The organism is Janthinobacterium sp. PSRC1-1 (assembly GCF_049897525.1).
Lineage (GTDB): Bacteria > Pseudomonadota > Gammaproteobacteria > Burkholderiales > Burkholderiaceae_D > Janthinobacterium > Janthinobacterium tructae.
In genome coordinates, this window is sequence record NZ_JAFCWK010000005.1 from 471,919 (window position 1) to 490,220 (window position 18,302).

Annotated in this window: 31 protein-coding genes and 1 tRNA gene; 17 read left to right on the forward strand and 15 right to left on the reverse strand. The window is 60.4% G+C overall.

The annotated features are described in order from the left end of the window. Positions 1–100: 100 nt before the first annotated feature. Positions 101–177 (forward strand) — tRNA-Pro (locus ACP7DW_RS13860). Positions 178–260: 83 nt separating this feature from the next. On the opposite strand, the gene ACP7DW_RS13865 is transcribed toward ACP7DW_RS13860, so the two are convergent. The 12 genes from ACP7DW_RS13865 to ACP7DW_RS13920 form a co-directional block, all read right to left on the reverse strand. Next, entirely contained in the window at positions 261–509 is a 249-nt protein-coding gene (locus tag ACP7DW_RS13865) for a helix-turn-helix transcriptional regulator (RefSeq protein WP_426085154.1), read from the reverse strand. Continuing rightward, positions 506–799: a hypothetical protein gene (locus tag ACP7DW_RS13870; RefSeq protein ID WP_426057131.1), complete on the reverse strand. Its 294-nt coding sequence runs from the start codon at positions 797–799 to the stop codon at positions 506–508. Before ACP7DW_RS13870 ends, ACP7DW_RS13865 begins: the two co-directional genes overlap by 4 nt. Further along, positions 796–1,650, reverse strand: a complete 855-nt coding sequence (locus tag ACP7DW_RS13875) for a DNA adenine methylase (RefSeq protein ID WP_426057130.1) — start codon at positions 1,648–1,650, stop codon at positions 796–798. Before ACP7DW_RS13875 ends, ACP7DW_RS13870 begins: the two co-directional genes overlap by 4 nt. Then, the gene (locus ACP7DW_RS13880; RefSeq protein WP_180338604.1) at positions 1,647–1,808 is read right to left on the reverse strand and encodes a hypothetical protein; all 162 of its coding nucleotides are present in this window, start codon (positions 1,806–1,808) and stop codon (positions 1,647–1,649) included. Before ACP7DW_RS13880 ends, ACP7DW_RS13875 begins: the two co-directional genes overlap by 4 nt. After that, positions 1,805–3,826, reverse strand: coding sequence for a DNA cytosine methyltransferase (locus tag ACP7DW_RS13885; protein WP_426057129.1), 2,022 nt, complete (start codon positions 3,824–3,826; stop codon positions 1,805–1,807). Before ACP7DW_RS13885 ends, ACP7DW_RS13880 begins: the two co-directional genes overlap by 4 nt. Continuing rightward, the gene (locus tag ACP7DW_RS13890; RefSeq protein ID WP_426057128.1) at positions 3,823–4,887 is read right to left on the reverse strand and encodes a UvrB/UvrC motif-containing protein; all 1,065 of its coding nucleotides are present in this window, start codon (positions 4,885–4,887) and stop codon (positions 3,823–3,825) included. Before ACP7DW_RS13890 ends, ACP7DW_RS13885 begins: the two co-directional genes overlap by 4 nt. Further along, complete coding sequence (locus ACP7DW_RS13895; protein WP_426057127.1) at positions 4,884–5,231, reverse strand: hypothetical protein; 348 nt, start codon at positions 5,229–5,231, stop codon at positions 4,884–4,886. Before ACP7DW_RS13895 ends, ACP7DW_RS13890 begins: the two co-directional genes overlap by 4 nt. Beyond that, on the reverse strand, positions 5,228–5,497 hold the full coding sequence (locus tag ACP7DW_RS13900) for a hypothetical protein (RefSeq protein ID WP_426057126.1): 270 nt from the start codon (positions 5,495–5,497) through the stop codon (positions 5,228–5,230). Before ACP7DW_RS13900 ends, ACP7DW_RS13895 begins: the two co-directional genes overlap by 4 nt. Beyond that, positions 5,487–5,807 carry a hypothetical protein gene (locus ACP7DW_RS13905; protein WP_426057125.1) on the reverse strand — a complete coding sequence of 107 codons (321 nt, stop codon included), beginning with the start codon at positions 5,805–5,807 and terminating at the stop codon, positions 5,487–5,489. The genes ACP7DW_RS13900 and ACP7DW_RS13905 overlap by 11 nt, the downstream gene beginning before the upstream one ends. Then, positions 5,804–6,118: a hypothetical protein gene (locus tag ACP7DW_RS13910; protein WP_426057124.1), complete on the reverse strand. Its 315-nt coding sequence runs from the start codon at positions 6,116–6,118 to the stop codon at positions 5,804–5,806. Before ACP7DW_RS13910 ends, ACP7DW_RS13905 begins: the two co-directional genes overlap by 4 nt. A 152-nt stretch (positions 6,119–6,270) precedes the next feature. Next, positions 6,271–6,669, reverse strand: a complete 399-nt coding sequence (locus ACP7DW_RS13915) for a hypothetical protein (protein ID WP_426057123.1) — start codon at positions 6,667–6,669, stop codon at positions 6,271–6,273. After that, entirely contained in the window at positions 6,666–7,436 is a 771-nt protein-coding gene (locus ACP7DW_RS13920; RefSeq protein ID WP_257572547.1) for a LexA family transcriptional regulator, read from the reverse strand. Before ACP7DW_RS13920 ends, ACP7DW_RS13915 begins: the two co-directional genes overlap by 4 nt. 80 nt (positions 7,437–7,516) lie before the next feature. Here ACP7DW_RS13920 and ACP7DW_RS13925 point away from each other — a divergent pair, with 80 nt between their 5' ends. Then, positions 7,517–7,810 (forward strand): transcriptional regulator, encoded by a 294-nt coding sequence (locus ACP7DW_RS13925; protein WP_426057122.1) that lies wholly within the window; start codon positions 7,517–7,519, stop codon positions 7,808–7,810. Positions 7,811–7,813: 3 nt separating this feature from the next. Further along, entirely contained in the window at positions 7,814–8,434 is a 621-nt protein-coding gene (locus ACP7DW_RS13930; protein WP_426057121.1) for a hypothetical protein, read from the forward strand. Here the strand turns inward: ACP7DW_RS13930 and ACP7DW_RS13935 are convergent, their stop codons facing one another. Next, positions 8,435–8,644, reverse strand: coding sequence for a hypothetical protein (locus ACP7DW_RS13935; RefSeq protein WP_426057120.1), 210 nt, complete (start codon positions 8,642–8,644; stop codon positions 8,435–8,437). It abuts the gene before it with no gap. Between ACP7DW_RS13935 and ACP7DW_RS13940 the strand changes: the two genes are divergently transcribed. Further along, positions 8,643–9,116, forward strand: a complete 474-nt coding sequence (locus ACP7DW_RS13940; RefSeq protein ID WP_426057119.1) for a hypothetical protein — start codon at positions 8,643–8,645, stop codon at positions 9,114–9,116. The genes ACP7DW_RS13935 and ACP7DW_RS13940 overlap by 2 nt on opposite strands. Here the strand turns inward: ACP7DW_RS13940 and ACP7DW_RS13945 are convergent. Next, on the reverse strand, positions 9,100–9,288 hold the full coding sequence (locus ACP7DW_RS13945; protein ID WP_426057118.1) for a hypothetical protein: 189 nt from the start codon (positions 9,286–9,288) through the stop codon (positions 9,100–9,102). The two genes, ACP7DW_RS13940 and ACP7DW_RS13945, sit on opposite strands and share 17 nt — an antisense overlap. Before the next feature lie 221 nt (positions 9,289–9,509). Between ACP7DW_RS13945 and ACP7DW_RS13950 the strand changes: the two genes are divergently transcribed. From ACP7DW_RS13950 to ACP7DW_RS13990, 9 genes are all read left to right on the forward strand, one after another. Next, positions 9,510–10,277 (forward strand): hypothetical protein, encoded by a 768-nt coding sequence (locus tag ACP7DW_RS13950; protein ID WP_426057117.1) that lies wholly within the window; start codon positions 9,510–9,512, stop codon positions 10,275–10,277. Further along, the gene (locus ACP7DW_RS13955; protein ID WP_426057116.1) at positions 10,274–11,041 is read left to right on the forward strand and encodes a replication protein P; all 768 of its coding nucleotides are present in this window, start codon (positions 10,274–10,276) and stop codon (positions 11,039–11,041) included. The genes ACP7DW_RS13950 and ACP7DW_RS13955 overlap by 4 nt, the downstream gene beginning before the upstream one ends. A gap of 9 nt (positions 11,042–11,050) precedes the next feature. After that, positions 11,051–12,208, forward strand: coding sequence for a tyrosine-type recombinase/integrase (locus tag ACP7DW_RS13960; protein ID WP_426057115.1), 1,158 nt, complete (start codon positions 11,051–11,053; stop codon positions 12,206–12,208). Between the two features lies 1 nt (position 12,209). After that, complete coding sequence (locus ACP7DW_RS13965) at positions 12,210–12,461, forward strand: hypothetical protein (protein WP_426057114.1); 252 nt, start codon at positions 12,210–12,212, stop codon at positions 12,459–12,461. Then, on the forward strand, positions 12,458–12,700 hold the full coding sequence (locus ACP7DW_RS13970; protein ID WP_426057113.1) for a hypothetical protein: 243 nt from the start codon (positions 12,458–12,460) through the stop codon (positions 12,698–12,700). Before ACP7DW_RS13965 ends, ACP7DW_RS13970 begins: the two co-directional genes overlap by 4 nt. Next, the gene (locus ACP7DW_RS13975; RefSeq protein WP_426057112.1) at positions 12,697–13,329 is read left to right on the forward strand and encodes a dATP/dGTP pyrophosphohydrolase domain-containing protein; all 633 of its coding nucleotides are present in this window, start codon (positions 12,697–12,699) and stop codon (positions 13,327–13,329) included. Before ACP7DW_RS13970 ends, ACP7DW_RS13975 begins: the two co-directional genes overlap by 4 nt. After that, a complete protein-coding gene (locus ACP7DW_RS13980) occupies positions 13,326–13,688 on the forward strand; it encodes a dATP/dGTP diphosphohydrolase domain-containing protein (RefSeq protein WP_426057111.1) in 363 nt (120 codons plus the stop codon). The genes ACP7DW_RS13975 and ACP7DW_RS13980 overlap by 4 nt, the downstream gene beginning before the upstream one ends. After that, a complete protein-coding gene (locus ACP7DW_RS13985; RefSeq protein WP_426057110.1) occupies positions 13,685–13,936 on the forward strand; it encodes a DUF7220 family protein in 252 nt (83 codons plus the stop codon). Before ACP7DW_RS13980 ends, ACP7DW_RS13985 begins: the two co-directional genes overlap by 4 nt. A 133-nt stretch (positions 13,937–14,069) precedes the next feature. After that, positions 14,070–14,645, forward strand: a complete 576-nt coding sequence (locus tag ACP7DW_RS13990; RefSeq protein WP_426057109.1) for a hypothetical protein — start codon at positions 14,070–14,072, stop codon at positions 14,643–14,645. A gap of 88 nt (positions 14,646–14,733) precedes the next feature. Here ACP7DW_RS13990 and ACP7DW_RS13995 read toward each other — a convergent pair whose 3' ends face one another. After that, entirely contained in the window at positions 14,734–14,922 is a 189-nt protein-coding gene (locus ACP7DW_RS13995) for a hypothetical protein (protein WP_426057108.1), read from the reverse strand. A 211-nt stretch (positions 14,923–15,133) separates the two neighbouring features. On the opposite strand from ACP7DW_RS13995, the gene ACP7DW_RS14000 reads away from it, so the two are divergent. The 4 genes from ACP7DW_RS14000 (at position 15,134) to ACP7DW_RS14015 (ending at position 18,246) form a co-directional block, all read left to right on the forward strand. Continuing rightward, positions 15,134–15,481 (forward strand): hypothetical protein, encoded by a 348-nt coding sequence (locus ACP7DW_RS14000; protein WP_426057107.1) that lies wholly within the window; start codon positions 15,134–15,136, stop codon positions 15,479–15,481. After that, entirely contained in the window at positions 15,481–15,891 is a 411-nt protein-coding gene (locus ACP7DW_RS14005; protein ID WP_426085216.1) for an HNH endonuclease, read from the forward strand. The genes ACP7DW_RS14000 and ACP7DW_RS14005 overlap by 1 nt, the downstream gene beginning before the upstream one ends. Positions 15,892–16,087: 196 nt before the next feature. Beyond that, positions 16,088–16,561, forward strand: coding sequence for a terminase small subunit (locus ACP7DW_RS14010; RefSeq protein ID WP_101484400.1), 474 nt, complete (start codon positions 16,088–16,090; stop codon positions 16,559–16,561). Continuing rightward, complete coding sequence (locus ACP7DW_RS14015) at positions 16,558–18,246, forward strand: terminase large subunit (RefSeq protein WP_426057105.1); 1,689 nt, start codon at positions 16,558–16,560, stop codon at positions 18,244–18,246. Before ACP7DW_RS14010 ends, ACP7DW_RS14015 begins: the two co-directional genes overlap by 4 nt. Positions 18,247–18,302 lie beyond the last annotated feature (56 nt).

Here is an 18,302-nt window from a genome sequence, read left to right on the forward strand (position 1 = left end):
GCTGTGCCGCCAGGCTGAAAAAAAGTTTGCGCAGTTCGCTATGAATCATGCGCAAAGCATGGCAAAAACCTAAAAGCCTCTGCTATAATTCTCACCTCGTCGGGGCGTAGCGCAGCCTGGTAGCGTACATGCATGGGGTGCATGGGGTCGGAAGTTCGAATCTTCCCGTCCCGACCATAAGAATCAAAGACTTAGGCCAATCTTCGGATTGGCCTTTTTCTTTTCTGTCGATTTTTACCCCTACAATTACCCCTACAGTTCTACGGACTCACGTTACCCCTAGCGGCATCGCCTGAAACCTCAAGTCTTCCTTTGCTAGCGTCGATGCATTTTTTCTGCCACTCGGCTACTTCGGCGGAAATCCATGCAATGGCCCGCGGGCCGATATGGACTGGTGATGGGAAACTGCCATCTTTCGCGCCCCGAAGAATGGTGCTGCGCGACCTGCCTGTGACTTCGATTACTGCTGGCAGTCTAAGGAATTTTTGGACTTCGTTCATGGTGCTCATAATTTGCTTTCTGTTGGTTGCAGGGTCTTGATAAGGTCGAGCTGGCGCGGGTCGCTGCGGTCCAGCACGTAGATGTAGGTCATGCCGCCTGGCGAGCGGTCGTCGCAGTCCGGCTGGTCGTTGGCTGCGGCCAGCGCCGCGGCCGTCGAGCACACGCCTACGGAGCGCTCGAACAGGCAGCCCTCGCAGCTGGGCGCGTTCGCTTCCTGCGCTTTGAAGCGCACGGTCGACGGGTTGACCGGTTCATCACGGTCACCGCGCCATTTGTCACTGGTTATGCACTTGGTCATGCGAACATCCTCCCTTGCACTGCTTCATGGTTGAGAGCGGCGGCGCAACGGGGATTCAACCAGACCATTTCCTCGCGGATGGCCGTTCCGCGCCCGGCGCTGATGCGCGCCTTCGTTGTGTGGCAGATCCAGCCATCGAGACGGTCGTGATACAGCTGCGAGCCGTAGCCGCTGAGGACCACGAAACCTTCCAGCTGGAGCAGGCCTTCGAGCAGCTCGACATGGTCAAGGTTCGTCAACTCGTGGTTGTAGGTACGCCGGCTGCCGGTCATCACCCTGGTTTCGTGCATGTAAGGCGGGTCGACGAAATGCAGCGTGCCCGGGCTGTCATGCTGCTGCATTACGTCCAGCGCCGGCCTGTTTTCAATAAGCACGCCGGACATTCGCTCGCCAGCTGCTGCGATCGACGCGGGATAGGTGGCCCACAGGTGCTGCGCGGTACCGTACTCGCGTTTGGTGTCGATGCGGAACCCGGTATGGCCCTTGGTGGCGCCGGCGCTGCCGAAGCCCATCTGAGCCCGGATACAAAGCCGCCGCGCCAGTTCGACCTGGTCGGCTGTCGGTAGCCACGCCTGCTCGAACTCGGCGCGCGCGTACGGCGTGCACACCAGAGCTTCGATCAGTTGCTGGCGCAGCATCGGATCGCGCAGCACGACAAAAAAATTCACCACTGCCGAATCGAGATCGTTGTACACCTCGGCGTACACGCGGGGCTTCTGCAGCAGCACACCGGCCGCACCGCCGAATGGCTCGACATAGCATATGTGCTCAGGAAAGAACGACAGGATCCAAGGTGCAAGCCGAAATTTGGCGCCGTGGTACCGAAGCGCAGGATTGATCACTGTCGTCATGACGCCACCTTGGCACACTTGACGCAGCGCCCGTACTGCGCCAGCTGGCGCGCGGTACTGGCCTTGCCGCAGGCGCAGCGCTTGCGGATTAGCGAATACACCGGCCCCTTGTTGTTTGCCTGGTGCTGGCGTTCGACGCGGGCGAGGTCGTACATCATGCGACCCTCGCAATCTCGCGCTCATGCGCGAAGTTGGCGAGGATCAGCGCCTTGGCCATGGGCGGGCAGACCGAGTTGCCGCACATGCGCACCTGGGCGCTCTTGGTCAGCTTCAATCCCTGGGCCGGGTTGTCGCCGATGATGTAGTCGTCGGGAAAGCCCTGGGCCCGGAACAGCTCGCGCGGCTGCAGCATGCGCAAGCCAATGTCCACGATCTGATAGTCCTGGCCGTGGATCGTCACCAGGCCGAAGCGGTCACGGCTCGTGACGGTGGCCAGTGGCCCGTCGATCTCGGGTGCCTGGTCCGTGCCGTAGTAGCTGAGCAGGAACGCGCGCACCTCGGCGTGGTGCTGGCCGCCGGCGCTGACCGTGCCCAGCGGCTCGTTGGTACCGGCCGCCGTGCTGGTGCCGCGCAGCTTGATCATGTTGCTGGTGACCATACTGAAATGGCCACCTTTGACCTGGGCGCAAATTGTGCGCAGCGGCTCGTCGGCAGGCAGCACTCGCTGGTTGCTTGCGTTGGCGTGCTCGGTCAGGAATGCCGTCACTAGACTGTGGTGGTCGCATGCGGTGACCGTGCCGATAGGGTCGGCCAGGTCGGAACCCACAACGCCGGTGTAATGCTTGGCCAGGAAGGCCGTGGCCACGGCCTTGTTGCCGCTGGCCGTCACGGTGCCCAGCGGCGCCTCGACGTCGTGCGCACCTGTGCCCCAGCGCTTCACGCCGCCGGGCGACACCTCGCCGTGCGCTGCATCGACCAGCACAGCTGACACCAACGCCTGATTTCCAGCCGCGGTGATGGTCGGTACCGGCATGTCGGCGGCCGCGCCAGAGTGACCGGTGGTATTGGTCATGATGAATGGCGCAAGCTCAGCCTCTACCAGCGCATGCTTGCTCTCGCCCACCACCGTGCCCAGCGGCTTCTCGATATCCAGCGCACGCGGTGCCTGGCCCTCGCGTTCGCCGTAACCCACCTGCACCAGCGTGGCCACGCCCAGCGCCTTCTCTCCGCGGTGCGCGCCAGTAATGGTGCGGAATGGTTCGCCGATGGATTCGGTACGGTCGCCGCCCTGGTGGGTGACCGGGACGATAGTCGGCGCCACCATCGCGAAGCCTGGCGCACTGGTAATCGTCCGCAGCGGCTCACCCATTGGCCACACGTTCGGAGCCCTGCCGCTAGTCTTGCTGTTCGCGACGTTCACGATGTACGGCTCTTCCGCGTCAACCACGTAGCGCATGATGCCCTTGGCGATCCGGCGCAGCGTCGCTGGCGCCAGCGGCCGGTCGCGCTCGAAGATCGACGGGCACGGCAAGCTGAAGTCGATGCACTCGGCCGCCGTACGGTACGGCAGCAGCTTGCCCGCGCGCACGCCGATGCTGTCAGGCGCGCCGTGGGTCGGCTCTGGCCACCTGATGGCGATTCCGTCACGGCGCGCCACCAGGAAGAAGCGTTTGCGGATGGTGGGCGTGTCGTGGTCGCAGCCGCGCATTTCGCGGTAGTCGACGGTATAGCCGTGCCCGCGCAGCTGGCGAATGAAACTATCGAAGGTCTTGCCCTTCTTCGCCGGATCCGGCTTGGCGCTGCCGTCCGCCGCAACCAGCAGCGGGCCCCACGTTTTGAATTCCTCGACGTTTTCCAGCATGATCACGCGCGGCTTGCACTTGGCCGCCCAGCGCAGCGTCACCCAGGCCAGGCCTCGGATGCGCTTCTCGACGGGCTTGCCGCCCTTGGCCTTGCTGAAATGCTTGCAGTCTGGCGACAGCCAGACCAGACCGACCGGACGATTGTTCGTGACCTTGATCGGGTCGACGTCCCACACGCTCTCGCACAGGTGCGTGGTATGCGGGTGATTCGCCGCGTGCATGGCCAGCGCTTCCGGGTCGTGATTGATGGCGATATCGACCGGGCGACCGAATGCCTGCTCCAGGCCGGTGCTGGTCCCGCCGCCGCCGGCGAAGTTGTCGATGATCAGTTCGTTGCCCAGGTCGAGCGCCATGGAGAAGAGGTCGCGCTTCATGCCGCTACCACTTCATCGCTGGTGATCTGAATCACCTTGTTGGGCGCGCAGTCCCAGCCGCGCACTTCGTCGGCGGTGAATTTGCCAGCCTGCGACAGGTCGCTCGTATAGCCACGTGTGCCGGCGCGGTGATACAGGCTGTGCTGCGCGTTCCAGATGGCGAATAGGGCGGGCTTGCCCGGAAACAGAATGTCGCGCAGCAAAGCGGCGCGCTCGAAGTTCATCGCTTTGATCGCCTTGGCCAGTTCACCTTCCAGCCTTCGGCGGCGCTGATCGCTATTGCGCTTCACGCGCGGGTCGCCCGGGCATTCGGCATAGACTTCCGTGTGCCATGCATACGTCAGGCCGTAGCGGCCGGTGACGATCTGCCAGTTGCCGTTGAGGCTATAGAAGGCGGTGCCGCAAATCACGCGGCCGGCGCGGTCGAATGCAAAGACATTACTGCCGTTCTCCAGTGCCACACCATCGGCCGAGAATCCTTGCTCCTTGTTGCTGATATTTGCCCGATCAAGTGCCTTGACGTAGTGGCAGCTTGTGCGGCGGGCGTGCGCGGCAACCTCGATTGCCGTGGCTCCGTTGATGCCCAACTTCGGGTTCGATGGCTTGAACTCGTAATCGGTCAGCACATTGAGCAGGTAGTCGCGGATGCGGCGGCGTGTGCGCTCCATTTCGATGCGCAGAAGATAGGGCATGCGAGCTTCCTTGCTGAAGTCATAGCGCCCACCGTTGCTATTCTCGGACGGCGTGACGTCCTGCCACATCTCGAATTTGATACAGCGGCCGGACACGCCGAGCTCGCCCTTGAGGTCGCCCTTGCTGCAAGTGCGGTGACCGAGCGCGATCGCCTTGAACTGATCGGCCTTGTCCCAAGGCCCGACGGTCCAGCCGATCCGGTGCAGGGTCTGCACGATGCGAGCGAAGACCTCGCGCTTGAACTGGCGATTCCAGGCTTTCTCCGCCTGGTAGTTGCCGGCGGCGCGAATGCCTTCTTCCCAGATGCTCAGGGAGGCATCGCCAAAAATGATATTGCCAGCGCGATTGATGCGGCCAATGGTCATCATGCGACACCTCGCATTGCCGTTGTCGATCGGCGCACTACCAGCACCGGCATGGCGCCCGCCACGCCGCGGAAGTGCGGCGCGGCCACTTGGCCCTGCAGCGGTGGCTTGATGCCCAGCATGGCGGCGCGTGACGCGTCCTTGAGCTCGTACAGGATGCCGGACACGCGCACGTGGCCCTGGATGCCGCGCGCGAAGATCATGCGCAGACGGTGTTCAACCCCAGCTTCCTCGATATCGAAGCCGGCACGCTCGGCGATATGGTAGAAGGTGCCAGGGCCGGCGATCAGCGCCTGCAGCAGGGCGTACGAGCGGCTGCCTGGCTTTGGAAGGGGCAGGCGCTTCATGCTGCGCTTTCGAGGTGATGGAGTTTTGCGAGGCGGTTGCGGTATTGGTCTTCGGCCTGGTGGACGAAGCGGTCGGCCGGCACGTCGGCCAGCCAGCGGCGCACGATCTCGTCGCCCAGGGCTTTGACCAGCTGGCTGGCGTCGCGGTCGCCGTAGGCGGCCGGGTTTGTCTGGGCGACATGCCAGAGGTTCGCCAGGTGGCTGTTGGACAGGCTCGACAGCGCGTCAGCATCGGTGTCGATCTCGATCACGATCTTATGCAGCATGGCCGCCTCCGTTTGTGGTGGCGGGCGCGACGACTTCGTGCAGCTGCTCCAGTTCGCGCTCCAGCCGGTTCCGGGTATTGACCAGGCAGCTGGCCTGGATGCGGCGGGCCGACTCGATGCCGGTCAGGCGCTCGATCTCGGCTTGCGAGGACATGGTGCCGGCGCCCCAGCCCAGGACCAGCACGGACACCAGGATGATGGCGGCGCTGGCCGCTGGTTCGATTTCGCCCAGGCTCATGGCCAGGCTGCCGGTGATAGCGCCGATGATGGCCACGGCGATGATCAGGTAGATGTTGAACTTGAATTTCATGCTGCACCGCCTTCCAGCGCCGCGAGGGCGGCCTTGAAGTTGAAGCGGGACATGCGCGCGTCGGCCTGGGCCTGATTCATGCCCCAGTTGTGCATGAACATGGCGCGGATCTCGGCGACGAGCTCGCTGTCCGCGGGCCACAGTTCGGCGTCGAGCAGGTTGTCGGCGATCAGGTCGATGGCTGATGCTGGCTTTGCGCCAGGCTGCTCGCTGGCATTGGCCTGGATGATTGCGTTGCATTCAGCGCAGGCGAGGTAGGGGATTTTGACGGTGGCGCTGGGTTCTGGTGTGCTGCTGGCGGCGTGTGACATTTTCTCTCCATCGGTTGAGGTGGTGCGTCGATGGAAGGATAGTAGCACTGCTATTTTTTCAATGCAATAGCAATGCTATTTAAAGTTAATATTTTTATGAGAAATAAAAAAGCCCGCACAATGGCGGGCTTTTGCTTGTTCAGATTTTAGGCTTATGTGGGGAATGGCTCGCCGCAACGGCGACACTCATGCGCGTCGCCCGCGCCCATGTGGTGACAGTTTCGGCAGATTGACACAGATTTGCTTGTAGCGCCGGAATCACTCAGCCCTGTCTCGGATTGCTCTTGCTCGACTGGGAGTGACTCATTATTTTTGGGTTTCGAAAGCGACGAAAAACCCACTAAAATTGCTCCGACAACTGAAAGTATTCCGGAAAAAATCAGAAAGCTCTGGCGTTTTGCGATCAGGTCTATATTGGACACCCGCATGTCAGGTGAGGTTACGCCATATCCGTAATCCCTCGCGGAAACACCAACAGTCGTGTCCATAAAAAGACTGAAAGTTGCTAGAATTAGCCCTGCTACAAGTATCAAAATTCCTGCTAATTTCATATCCGCTCCGTTTCCCTTTTGACGACCCTACCGACTACCAGGCAATCACTGTTACTACAGCGTTTCCGTCGATACTTCTGCTGGTCTGGATTGTCAGATGTAAGCCACCATTCGCCAGACTCACGCATGAAGCGCTTAATCACAGCCTCACCTTCATAATTTACTGCGTAGACCTTGCCATCAGTGATTTTTGTGTCGGCCGTATTGACAATCACTAGATCGTCGGCATACAGGTTCGGTTCCATACTCTCACCTTTTACCGACATTGCTATCAGTTTGCCAGGGTTGAAGCCGTTCCTGTCCACCCAGTTTTTACTTACGCTCAATTTGCTACCGTCGTAGATCTCAGGAACTGTTTGAAAGCCAGTTACGCCTGCTGATAGTCGCAGCTGGACCTTCGGGATCTGGTAAAAATCCGGATTATTTGGATCAGCCAAAATTACGTCTTGGTACTCGCCAGCCAATTCCCGCACGTCAGGTTGAGGCGCTAATGTCGCCGATTGCGAAACATAGTCGATCTGAGAAGCAAGAGTAGGGCTGAATGCATGCACTTGCACACCAAGCCCGCGCGCAAAGGCTGTGGCCGCCTTTATGTTTAAAGGTCGGTGGCCTGACAGGTACTGCCAAACCATGCTTTGAGACCCAAGTCCGTGCTGGGCGCCAAATTCTGCTTGCGACACTTTCGGCTCACGCGTAGCGAACAACTCCTTCAGCCGCGCGGCGTCCTCAAGTTGCCAATGCTCAAGTGTCTTTGTTTCTTTTTTCATGTTCAAAGTATAGCAATGCTATTTAATAGAGCAACGAGCATTGCTATTGACTTGTGCAATAGCAATGCTATTATTGCGGCATGAACCTCTCAACCTACTTGGCAGACTCGAAGATCCGAAAGGCTGACTTCGCCCGGCTTCTCAAAATTTCCCCAGCAGTGCTTCACCAGTGGCTGAAGGGGATTCGACCTATTTCAATTCGGTACTGCGCCGCAATCGAAGGTTTGACTAACAAGCAGGTAACCAGGCAGGAGCTGCGACCTAACGATTGGAGCCTGATTTGGCCTGATCTCGTCACCGCTTCTGGTGGGGACATTGGCCCTCGAAGTGTCCAGCATTCAACCGAAGCCAGAGTAACTCACACCGAGGAATAAATCATGCGTATTGAGTCGCACAAAACCCTGATCGGCATCCTGCGCGAGCACGTGGCCGACTGGCGCCGCGCCGCTGGCCTGTCAAGCGCAAGCGCAATCGACATGATCGTCGCGGCGCATGCACACGTCGGCGGCCCGGCCGTCACCGGTATCCGCTTCGATGCGCACACGGACGAGTTCCAGCGCATGAAAAACAACAGCGACCGCGTGCTGCGTTGGCTCGACGACGAAACCAAGGACACCAATTTCCTGCCGGCGAACTTCGTTTTTTCCATCCTCGCCGGCATGCCCGACGACGCGCGCGTGCACTGCCTGAACGACATGCTGCGCCGCTTCGGCTTGTGCGTGCGCGCCATCGAGTCGCAAGACGAGGGTGGCCTGGGCCTGGGCGATATCTGCGACCTGGCCAGCGCCGACGCTGACGCTATGGCGTCGCTTGCGGCCGTTGTGGCCGCACCCACGCAAGCCAATTACGAAATCGCGCTGCGTAAGGCGGCACGGGCGGCCGAGAAGAAGGCGCGCATCGTGCGCATCCTCACCGGCGCGCGCAAGGCAATGTCCCGCACCAAGGACGTGCTGCAGCGGGTGCTGCATCCCGGGCGCGGGGCGAGGGAGAAGGTTTAGTCAGAATGGGATATCGCTGTCCCGCAGATCAGGCGGAAACCTAAGGTGCAGTGAAATCTGCGCGCTTTTTGTCTCGGGCAGGTCGCCAGATTCTTGGTAGTCGATGTCGTTGACGGTCACTACACATGCCCTGTTGGTCAGTTTCTGCAGCGTATCCGAGAGGGCAATTTGAAGTTCAACCATTGAAATGTTTTTTAAGGGATGTGTCATGGCAATTACTACTCCGTTGATGGATGAAATTTTGCAGCATTTCGCCAGGGTGTTTCCAATGCCTGGCCGTATTGATGGCCGCGAGGATTACCTGGCGCTGGTAAAGACCTGGTCCGACCAGCTCGAACCATACAGCGACGATCAAGTGAAAGAAGCTTGCCGCCGCCTCATGGGAAAGCTGAAGCGCTTCCCTTATCCGTCGGACGTGCGCGATGAGTTGGCACCAGCAAGCGCCGTCTCGACCTCGGTCGCCAGCTTGTCGATCGAGGTCGATACCAGATCGATCGACGCAGCGATAGCTAAGGTCGAGCACCTGAAAGAGAAAATTTGCGTAAGCGCTGACCGGGATAGCCAGGCCCAGCTGATCTATACGCTGGGACTGATACTGGAAGAGATCAAACGGACAAATGAAATGCTCTCTCAGTTTGCCAAAGCCAAAAATCAAGAACGGCTCGTTACGGCGTCTCTCTGATCATTTCGGAAATAGCGCGGAGTTCAGTAACTACACCTTGAACGTATTGCTCAATTCCGGGATTTTTTATGAATTCGTTGTGATCAATTCCTGCTTCTCTAGCGGCTATAACGAGCCGCTGTGCTGCCAGTTCTCGTACATGAAAGGCGAACAGCATTTCTGAGTAGTCCATGGGTAGTTCCTATCGCAAATTGTTGAGTGGAATTGGCAATTTAACACGTGGGGAGCCGCCCGCCCAATTCCCGGCCTTTTGGCCGGAGCAAGTTTCAAACGGGGCAGCGGCTGCGCAGCTGCGACCAGGCGATTCCAGCCCGCCGGTCACGCCCCGACCCCATTCACGGCTGGATGGAAGGTTGGAGATGAATTTGAGTAACTACCTGATGGGAAAGCGAGATGGCTAATCCCTGGTGCCGGTTATGGGCCGATATGCCAAACGATCCGAAGTGGCGCACCATCGCGCGCGTTTCGAGGCAGCGCATCGGTGACGTGATGGCGGTGTATGTGCACCTGATGGTGTGCGCATCGAACGCAGACGAACGCGGGCAAACGCAGTCGTTCGTTTGTGAGGACGTGGCAACCGCACTCGACCTTGAAGAGGAAAACGTGACAGCAATTCTCAGCGCCATGCAGGGGCGTGTATTGAATGGTGAGCGGCTTGCTGGATGGGAAAAACGTCAGCCATTGCGTGAAGACGGCTCGGCCGAACGCGGAAAAGAGTATCGCGAGCGTCAAAAAGCCGAAAAAGAACGCCTGAAAGCGGAAGGCGAACAAAACCAAACGCAACCGAACGCACAAAAACGCCCAGATACAGATAAAGATACAGATGCAGAAGAGAAGATAACTACAAAAGCAAGGTCAAGAGCAGAGGCGAATGCCACCGCGACGCGGTTGCCTGCTGACTGGGCTGCATCTGCTGACGATATCGAATTTTGCAAAGCCGAGCGGCCCGACCTGGTGCCGGTGCAGACCGAGCAGCGCTTCCGCGACTACTGGATCGCCCAGCCAGGCGTCAAGGGCCGCAAGGCAGATTGGCCGGCCACCTGGCGCAACTGGGTGCGTAACGAGCGCGCACCGCACGGCGCAGCGGCAGGGCGCCCGGCGAAATTTGACCCTACCGAATTCGTCAATCGTAGCCGGTCGCAACCTGGGAGCCCGACATGAGCGCTCTTGCAACTGCTGCCAGCCAAAGCTGCTTTCTGGGCCAGTCAAGCACTGCGCCGGACTCGCGCTGGTTCGAGGTGCATCCGACCCTCAAGGTGTCGATGATCGAACACCTGTACAACCGCCTGGACGGTGCATACCCGCACTGGTGGGCATCCAATTTCGCCAGCGAAGTCGCGCTGCGGAACTGGGCCGAATCATGGGTCGAGGCCTTCGAGGACGAGGGCATCACCCCCAAGGACGTCGCCGTCGGCCTGAAGGCCTGCCGTCTGCGCTACCAGAAGCCGCCGAGCTGCGCCGAGTTCATCCAGGCGTGCAAGCCGTTCGCAGACCCGGTACCGGCGTACCACGAGGCCATCGTCGGCATCGAGGCGCGCCGCAAAGGCGAGTGGGGCGTCTGGTCGCATCCGGCGGTCTACTGGTCGGCGACGCTGCTGGCGCGCGACCTGATGATGCAGTCGTACGGCCAGGTCAAGGATCGCTGGGCGGCCACGCTGAGCGCGCAACTGGCGCGCGGCGAATGGGCCGAGATTCCGGCGCCTGCGCCAGCGCTGCCGGCGCCGGGCAAGGGCAGCCTCTCCCGCGAGGATGCGGCCCGCATGCTTGCCGAACTGGAGGCCAGCGGCGTGACCAAGTCGCCACGAGCAACGCACTTCGACCACAAGACGTGGGCGCGAAAAATCATGGCGCGCTTGGCCAAGGGCGACAAGTCGCTGCAGGCCATGCAGATCACCAACGCCAAGACCGCCCTTGGCATTATTTGAAAGATACGAATGACTTTTCACCTGTTCCGCGCCGGCAAGGCCAAGAATTACCATTACCGCTTCCAGATCGCAGGCGCGCGCGTGCAGCGCAGCACCCGCGAGAGCAGCAAGGCGAAGGCCAACGTGGTGGCGCAGCGCGCGTACGACGAGGCATTGACCCTGACCAACGGCGGCAAGGTGGTGCCCACGCTGTCGGTCATGGCGAAGGAGTGGCTAGAGGTGAACGGCCCGATCAGCAGCGCCGCGCACCAGCGCAGCGTCGAGACTACCGCCCGGCTGCACTTCTACGACCTGGGCGACCTGCCGCTGAACCAGATCACCACCAGCCACGTCGAGCTGGCGCGCAACCTGCACCTGGTCGACCACAAGCCGGCCAGCGCAAACCACTGGCTGCGCGTGCTCAAGCTGATCGCGAACTGGGCCGTGAAGCGCGAGTTGATCAGGTCGATCCCCTGGCAGGTGCGCATGCTGAAGGTGCAAAAGCGCCCACGCTCGATCCTGCCTATCGCCGCCGTGGCCGAATGGTTTGCCGCGGTTGACCAGGTCACGCGCGCAGACCCATCGGTGGCCACGGCCATCCGCCTGATGTTCGGCCTGGGCCTGCGCGAGTCAGAGGCGGCCGGCGCGCGCTGGGAATGGCTGGACTGGCAGCGGGCCACCTACACGCCCGGCATCACCAAGGGCCGCGAGGCCGAGCCCGTGCCTGTTCCGGCCTGGCTGGTCGAGCAGCTGGCGCCACACCGCCAGGTGGAGGGCCTGATCGCTGGCAAGCGCGGCGGCGCCCAGCAGCACCCGCCCGGCTTCGCGCGCAAGGCCATGAAGTCCGCCAACTTGAGCTGCAAGATCAAGGGGATCACCCCGCACAGGCTGCGCGGCACGTTCGCCACCATGCTGTCGGAGCAGGGCGTGCCGATCCAGACGATCCAGGCCGTGATGCGCCACAAGTCGCCGATGACCACCATGGCCTACCTGGAGAAAAACCGGGAGACGGCGGCGCAGGCGCAGAACGATATAGCCGAGAAAATCGGTTTTGGGCGTGGCGAGAAAGTGGCGGGAAGCGCTCCGCAAACCCGCATGGATACACATCTTCATGATTATCATCAGTCATCAGTTGATGGCAATTCGGGCGCCGATTCGACGCCTGCAGCACCAACCCCAGGAGAATAAATTGAAGCCAAACGATTACGTCCTGCCCGCAACGCTGACCGGTCCGCCCGACATTGCCCTGAAAAGCATCGATCAGGTTCAAGAAGGGGTGCGCGAAGCATTGAGGGCGCTGATGGTCCCAAGCGCGGTTTTACTGGCTCTCGGCCCCACTGCGCGCATGGCTGCCGCCGCCTTGTCCGATCAGGATCGGCTGGATGCAAGGAAAGCTTATCTCGAAGCAGTTACCCCGGCGCCGAAGCCGCCCACGTCATGAGTGGGCGCACGCCAGCACCGGCGCAGGAAACACCGGCCGAGGCAGCGTACAAGCGCGACAGGGCCTTGCTGCGCGCGCTCTACACCTGCCAGCCGGTGCTGTTCGCCGGCAAGCAGCACCACCTGCACAGCATGTATCCCCAGGTGCAGGGTGGCGGGATCTCGACAATTATTTACCTGATGGGCGACGCGACACCGCGCCAGCCCAGCGAAATCACTTTTATGGAGCAAGCAGAATGAATATCGCCGCGTTCGACTTTGAAGCGCATTTGGCCCGCCAGGCGGCCTTTTCAGCACTCACCTTTGGGCCCGGCGCCCGCACGGAAGGTATTTGTGACCACATTCGCAAGGAGCTGGTGGAAGTGGCTGCCGCACCTGGTGATCTGAAGGAATGGATCGATGTGGCGATACTGGCACTCGATGGGGCCTGGCGCTGCGGCGCCACGCCAGCGCAGATCATCGAAGCGCTGGTAGCCAAGCAAATCAAGAACGAAGGCCGCGCATGGCCGGACTGGCGAACCGCAGATCCTGCGAAGGCGATCGAGCACGACCGCTCAGGCGAATCCGCCGCCGCGCCCCAAGTGGCCGCCAAGCTCCCCAAGTGGATCGATGACAAAAAGGGCAGCGATCCACTGGTGGACGATCTGATCGCCTACATCGAGAAAATCGCCGCCCCGGTACAGCCCGTGGCCGTGCCTGACGGCTGGAAGTTGGTGCCATCGGAGCCAAATGACGCAATGCAGGCGGCTGGCGCGCAGGCAGTACGCATCGACACCACCGTCATTAACAAAATCTGGACTGGAAATGCAGTATTTCGGGCCATGATCGCCGCGTCACCCGCCGCCCCAGCAGCGCAGGCGGCATCATGAGCACTACCCACGGCATTGGCGACGTAACCAGCCAGGCCAAAGGAAGCGGGGCACGCTTCAACTACGGCAAACCGGATTATTCGCTGATCCCGATCACTACCATGGCCGACGAGGCGCGCGTGTGGGCCTACGGCAAGGAAAAGTACGCGGCTTGGAACTGGACGAAGGGCATGGCCTGGTCAATCCCGTTTGCCTGCCTGATGCGGCACATGGCAGCCTGGCAGTCCGCCGAAGAGTGCGATGCTGAATCGGGCCTGCCACACCTGGCGCACGCGATGTGCAATCTGCGCATGCTCACGCTCTATGCGACCAATTATCAAGAGGGTGACGACCGCCCGACAAAGGAACTGCAGCCATGAATCAGACCCGGCTCGGCTCGCTGATCGAGGCCATTATCAACGTGGTGATCGGCTTCGCCATCAATTTCACCGCCAACATGCTGCTCTTCCCGCTGTTTGGCTTTCACATCACTGCGCGCGATAACCTACTGCTAGGCCTGATCTACACGGTGATCAGCGTGGCGCGGTCGTACTGCATTCGCCGCTGGTTCAACGCAAAGCTGCACATGATGGCGCAAGCGGCCGCCACGGCGATAAAGAGGAATTGAGCGAAAACGTTGGCGGGAAAGTGGCGAAGACAACCCAGCAACGCCGCATATTTCCTCACTTTCATGATTATTGTGAATCATCGGTTACAGCCAGATTAAGTACCACTAGGACAGCAAACGCAAAGGGTTTGAAATGCACGAATTATTTAAAAACACACATGATGCGCTGATGTTCGCGTACAACTATTCATCCCAGCAATACGCGTTGTCGCCAATGTCCAAGTTGATGAAGGGTGGCGGCGCTGGAACTGGTAAGGGCCTGGTATCACTGGATGGCGCCGGGCAGTCCGGCATTATCTTGACGCGTCTGGCGCAGATGACGGCATTGGAACAGGCGTGCATTACCGCTCGCTATGCGCCTCGCTACGAAGAGTGCCCTTGCTGCTTGAACAAAGACAAGATGACGGAGCAGTACCGTGAAGCAATCGCCGAACTGGCCGAATGGGCTCTCAGCGTTTGCACCGGCATGACCATTAGGAATATGCGCGGCGCGATTATCCGGTCGTTCTTTGAGCGAGGCGTATCGATCACGGCCGCCGCAAAAGAATTAAATGTGGCTAAGGCGACTGCATACGATCAGAAGGCACGCATTCACAAAGCCCTCAAGGAATTGGATGGCCGCGCCCAGCGCGCCGCCGATGCGCAGTTGTCGGGAATGTGCGGCGATTTGGCGCAAGATGCTTGCGTCGGACAAACGTGTCCGGTATAGTCCTTTTTTATATACACGTGATAACTGCGTCAGGCGGTTAATCAGTTTGGAAAAGCCCGCCAAGTTGCGGGCTTTTTTGCTTCTAACGTTATTGAGAAACGATATTTTTCACGATTTCTGTGAACACGTTGTTCAGATACTTTGCATCAAGTTTGGAATTGTACTCATTTGCATCTTCGTCATGCCCAGGTCCGCGCAGTTTCAAGGCTCCCGAGCTGAGGGCCGATTTCAAAATGTCGGTTGCTGCGCGCTGTGCTTCATCTGTATTGAAGGACATAGTGTTTCCTTTCGATATGAGTGGACGTTTATCTTAGCATTTAGCGTTTACTTAAAGTAACAATCGAAACAGTCTCCAACGAGATGCCCTTATCGCGAGGTGGAGTCCAGTAGCCAGTACGGTGGATAAAATCCAAGCAGGGCCGCCCCTCTCGATCATCGTTCGCCGCCGCGCATAACTGCGCAGGCGGCTTTTTTATTTGAGGTTTCCAATGAACCCGCGCCACTACCGAGACATGATCATCCGCGCAGTGGGCGAGCCCGATGGTGAAACGCTCGACCTGATCGTTAGCCACGTCATCGATGCCGAGCGTGCCAAGCAAATCCTGCGCGCCAAGGGCTACGGCATGACCGGTTTGCCCGCCAGTGCGACGGCCGCCTTGGTGCCGGCTGTATCGACACGGGCGCGTGTGATGGTCCAGCATGTTGGCTGCTCGTCTGATGCTGCAGGAGTACCCCAATTTGCCGCGGGCGGCGGTGCATTCGTCCTAGCTGCGTGCAGGTTTGACGCATTGTGTGATGCCCAAGCGGTACCACTTTACCTGTTGCAAAATCCTTGATGCCACGTCTTCAGGCACTCAAGCCGCGCTTGCAACAACAGGCCATGAGCCGTGCGCCAGTGATGCAGCCTGGATCCTGGCGCACCGATCAAATGAGCAGCACCAAGCGCGGCTACGGCTACGCTTGGCAGAAGGCCCGCGCCGGCCATTTGCGCAGCCACCCGCTGTGCGTGTACTGCCTGCGTGATCCGGCCTATGCGGCCATCCGTGACATGGCGCCCAGCACGGCCATTTTGCGCTGTGCCGAGTTGGGCTTGGCTGCGCCCATGGCCTCCGTGGTCGACCACATCGAGGCGCATCGTGGCGACCAAGTGCTGTTCTGGAATAAGGCCAACTGGCAGTCGCTTTGCGGCACGCACCACAGCGCGGACAAGCAGCGCGAAGAGGCGGCCCAACGGCGCGGCGAATAGATGGCACCAAAGCAACATCAAGAAATGTTTCAAAATGGAAATGTTGCATATGTTGCAAAATAACAACATGCATCAAAAGAAACATTTCAGAAAAGCAACATCAGGGGAGGGGGGGCGAAAAGTTCCCCTCCCCTCGCCGACCTAGACCGCGTCCTCTCCCACGCGCAGAATTTTTCCCTCACTGAGGATTTTGTTAATGGCTTTAACAGGCAAAAAGCGTGCGTTCGCCGATGCCGTTTTGGCCGGCCGCAGCAATAAGGATGCGGCGATCGTTGCCGGGTACAGTCCGGCGACGGCATCGGCCGCCGGCTCGCGTCTTGTTAAAGACCCGGCCGTGGCCGAGTACCTGAAGGCGGCGCGTGCCAACATCGTCCCTGGCGCGCCGGCGGCCCTGCCGCCAGCTGCTCCGCCGGCGCGCCCAACGTTCGATCTGAACCGCGCGCTGCAGCATACGGACCCGAAAACGTTCTTGATGGCGGCGATGAACGATATCGAGCTGGGCGAGAAGCTGCGCATTGATGCCGCCAAGGCGCTGATGCCCTTCGTGCACAAGAAGCCCGGCGAGATCGGCAAGAAAGAGGAAAAACTGGATGCAGCGCAGAAGGCCGCCGGTGGCCGCTTCGGCGCGCCGCCACCGCCGCCACGCCTGGTGTCTGGTGGCGGTAAATGACGCCGTATCCGGAGTGGACCACGGCATGCCACGACTGGGAGGCGCGCATTGTTGCAGGCCTGCCGCTGACGCCATGCCCGCCGCTCTATCCCGACCAGGCCGAGGCGGCGCTGGCAATTTTCAAAGAGCTGCGCATGGTCGACGCGCCGGGCAGCCCGCGCATGGGCGACGTGGTGCGCGAGTGGGTGCTGGACTTTGTAGCCGCCATCTTCGGCGCCTACAACGCCGAGACCGGGCGCCGGCTGATCAAGGAGTTTATGCTCCTGATCAGCAAGAAGAACGGCAAGTCGACCATTGCCGCCGGGATCATGCTGACGGCGTTGTTGCTGAACTGGCGTCTGGAGGGCGAGTACATCGTCCTGGCGCCAACGAAGGAGATTGCAGACAACAGCTACAAGCCGATGGCGGCGATGATCAAGGCTGACGATGAGTTGGCCGCGATGCTGAAGGTCCAGGACCATATCCGCACCATCACTCACCTGACGACCAACGCCACGCTCAAAGTGGTGGCTGCCGACGGCGAGACGGTGTCGGGGAAAAAGGCCATCGGAGTTTTCATCGATGAGCTGTGGCTGTTCGGCAAAAACCCGCGCGCCGACGCCATGCTGCTGGAAGCGACTGGTGGCCTGGCCTCGCGGCCCGAGGGATTTGTTATTTTTGCGACGACGCAGTCGGACGATCCGCCGGCCGGCGCGTTCCTGTCGCGGCTGTTGTATGCGCGCGGCGTGCGCGACGGGCGGATCCATGACCCGCAGCATTACCCGATCTTGTACGAATTTCCCGAGCACATGCTCAAGGCTGGCGCGCATCGGGATGTGGCGAACGCTTATGTGACGAACCCGAACATGGGCACATCGGTCGATGAGGAATTCATCGCGCGCGGCTTCCGCCAGGCGCAGGAAAAGGGCGAAGTGGAGTTCCGCGGCTTCCTGGCCAAGCACTTGAATGTACAGATCGGCCTGGCGCTGATGTCGAACCGCTGGCCGGGCGCCGATTTTTGGGAGCAGCAGGGCCTGCGCCCGGCGCTGACCTTGGACGATCTGCTGGCGCGCAGCGAAGTGGCTACCGTCGGCATCGATGGCGGCGGCTTGGACGACCTGCTGGGCCTGGCGGTGATCGGCCGCGAGCGCGAGACGCGCCGCTGGCTGCTGTGGACCAGGGCTTGGGCGCACCCCTCGGTGATGGAGCGGCGAAAAAGCGAGGCCGCCCGCTTCGAAGACTTCGCCAAGCAGGGCGACCTGGTACTGGTCGAGCGTATCGGCGAGGACGTCGAGCAGGTAGCGGCTGCCGTGCTGCAAGTGGAGCAATCCGGACTACTCGACAAGGTGGGAGCGGACTCGGCCGGCATTGGCGCCATCCTCGATGCGATGGTCGAAGCCGGCGTGCCGCAGGAAAAGATCGTTGCCATCTCACAAGGCTGGCGCCTCGGCGGCGCGATCAAGACCACCGAGCGCAAGCTGGCCGAGGGAGTGATCGAACACGGCGGCCAGCCGATGATGGCCTGGTGTGTGGGCAATGCCAAGGTTGAGCCGAGAGGCAATGCCATTTTGATTACCAAGCAGGCGTCTGGGTCCGCCAAGATCGACCCGCTGATGGCGACATTCGACGCCGTCTCCCTGATGGAACTGAATCCGCCGGCGCAATGTGGCTCGGTGTACGAATCGCGCGGCATAAGGACTGTTTAACCCATGAGCATTTTAGATTTCTTCCGGCCAGCTGCAGCGCCGGAGGCACAGTCACG

Coding starts and splice junctions, on each gene's coding strand:
- ACP7DW_RS13865 (WP_426085154.1), bottom strand. CDS start 509: ATGAGCACCATGAACGAAGTCCAAAAATTCCTTAGACTGCCAGCAGTA.
- ACP7DW_RS13870 (WP_426057131.1), bottom strand. CDS start 799: ATGACCAAGTGCATAACCAGTGACAAATGGCGCGGTGACCGTGATGAA.
- ACP7DW_RS13875 (WP_426057130.1), bottom strand. CDS start 1,650: ATGACGACAGTGATCAATCCTGCGCTTCGGTACCACGGCGCCAAATTT.
- ACP7DW_RS13880 (WP_180338604.1), bottom strand. CDS start 1,808: ATGATGTACGACCTCGCCCGCGTCGAACGCCAGCACCAGGCAAACAAC.
- ACP7DW_RS13885 (WP_426057129.1), bottom strand. CDS start 3,826: ATGAAGCGCGACCTCTTCTCCATGGCGCTCGACCTGGGCAACGAACTG.
- ACP7DW_RS13890 (WP_426057128.1), bottom strand. CDS start 4,887: ATGATGACCATTGGCCGCATCAATCGCGCTGGCAATATCATTTTTGGC.
- ACP7DW_RS13895 (WP_426057127.1), bottom strand. CDS start 5,231: ATGAAGCGCCTGCCCCTTCCAAAGCCAGGCAGCCGCTCGTACGCCCTG.
- ACP7DW_RS13900 (WP_426057126.1), bottom strand. CDS start 5,497: ATGCTGCATAAGATCGTGATCGAGATCGACACCGATGCTGACGCGCTG.
- ACP7DW_RS13905 (WP_426057125.1), bottom strand. CDS start 5,807: ATGAAATTCAAGTTCAACATCTACCTGATCATCGCCGTGGCCATCATC.
- ACP7DW_RS13910 (WP_426057124.1), bottom strand. CDS start 6,118: ATGTCACACGCCGCCAGCAGCACACCAGAACCCAGCGCCACCGTCAAA.
- ACP7DW_RS13915 (WP_426057123.1), bottom strand. CDS start 6,669: ATGAAATTAGCAGGAATTTTGATACTTGTAGCAGGGCTAATTCTAGCA.
- ACP7DW_RS13920 (WP_257572547.1), bottom strand. CDS start 7,436: ATGAAAAAAGAAACAAAGACACTTGAGCATTGGCAACTTGAGGACGCC.
- ACP7DW_RS13925 (WP_426057122.1), top strand. CDS start 7,517: ATGAACCTCTCAACCTACTTGGCAGACTCGAAGATCCGAAAGGCTGAC.
- ACP7DW_RS13930 (WP_426057121.1), top strand. CDS start 7,814: ATGCGTATTGAGTCGCACAAAACCCTGATCGGCATCCTGCGCGAGCAC.
- ACP7DW_RS13940 (WP_426057119.1), top strand. CDS start 8,643: ATGGCAATTACTACTCCGTTGATGGATGAAATTTTGCAGCATTTCGCC.
- ACP7DW_RS13935 (WP_426057120.1), bottom strand. CDS start 8,644: ATGACACATCCCTTAAAAAACATTTCAATGGTTGAACTTCAAATTGCC.
- ACP7DW_RS13945 (WP_426057118.1), bottom strand. CDS start 9,288: ATGGACTACTCAGAAATGCTGTTCGCCTTTCATGTACGAGAACTGGCA.
- ACP7DW_RS13950 (WP_426057117.1), top strand. CDS start 9,510: ATGGCTAATCCCTGGTGCCGGTTATGGGCCGATATGCCAAACGATCCG.
- ACP7DW_RS13955 (WP_426057116.1), top strand. CDS start 10,274: ATGAGCGCTCTTGCAACTGCTGCCAGCCAAAGCTGCTTTCTGGGCCAG.
- ACP7DW_RS13960 (WP_426057115.1), top strand. CDS start 11,051: ATGACTTTTCACCTGTTCCGCGCCGGCAAGGCCAAGAATTACCATTAC.
- ACP7DW_RS13970 (WP_426057113.1), top strand. CDS start 12,458: ATGAGTGGGCGCACGCCAGCACCGGCGCAGGAAACACCGGCCGAGGCA.
- ACP7DW_RS13975 (WP_426057112.1), top strand. CDS start 12,697: ATGAATATCGCCGCGTTCGACTTTGAAGCGCATTTGGCCCGCCAGGCG.
- ACP7DW_RS13980 (WP_426057111.1), top strand. CDS start 13,326: ATGAGCACTACCCACGGCATTGGCGACGTAACCAGCCAGGCCAAAGGA.
- ACP7DW_RS13985 (WP_426057110.1), top strand. CDS start 13,685: ATGAATCAGACCCGGCTCGGCTCGCTGATCGAGGCCATTATCAACGTG.
- ACP7DW_RS13990 (WP_426057109.1), top strand. CDS start 14,070: ATGCACGAATTATTTAAAAACACACATGATGCGCTGATGTTCGCGTAC.
- ACP7DW_RS13995 (WP_426057108.1), bottom strand. CDS start 14,922: ATGTCCTTCAATACAGATGAAGCACAGCGCGCAGCAACCGACATTTTG.
- ACP7DW_RS14000 (WP_426057107.1), top strand. CDS start 15,134: ATGAACCCGCGCCACTACCGAGACATGATCATCCGCGCAGTGGGCGAG.
- ACP7DW_RS14005 (WP_426085216.1), top strand. CDS start 15,481: ATGCCACGTCTTCAGGCACTCAAGCCGCGCTTGCAACAACAGGCCATG.
- ACP7DW_RS14010 (WP_101484400.1), top strand. CDS start 16,088: ATGGCTTTAACAGGCAAAAAGCGTGCGTTCGCCGATGCCGTTTTGGCC.
- ACP7DW_RS14015 (WP_426057105.1), top strand. CDS start 16,558: ATGACGCCGTATCCGGAGTGGACCACGGCATGCCACGACTGGGAGGCG.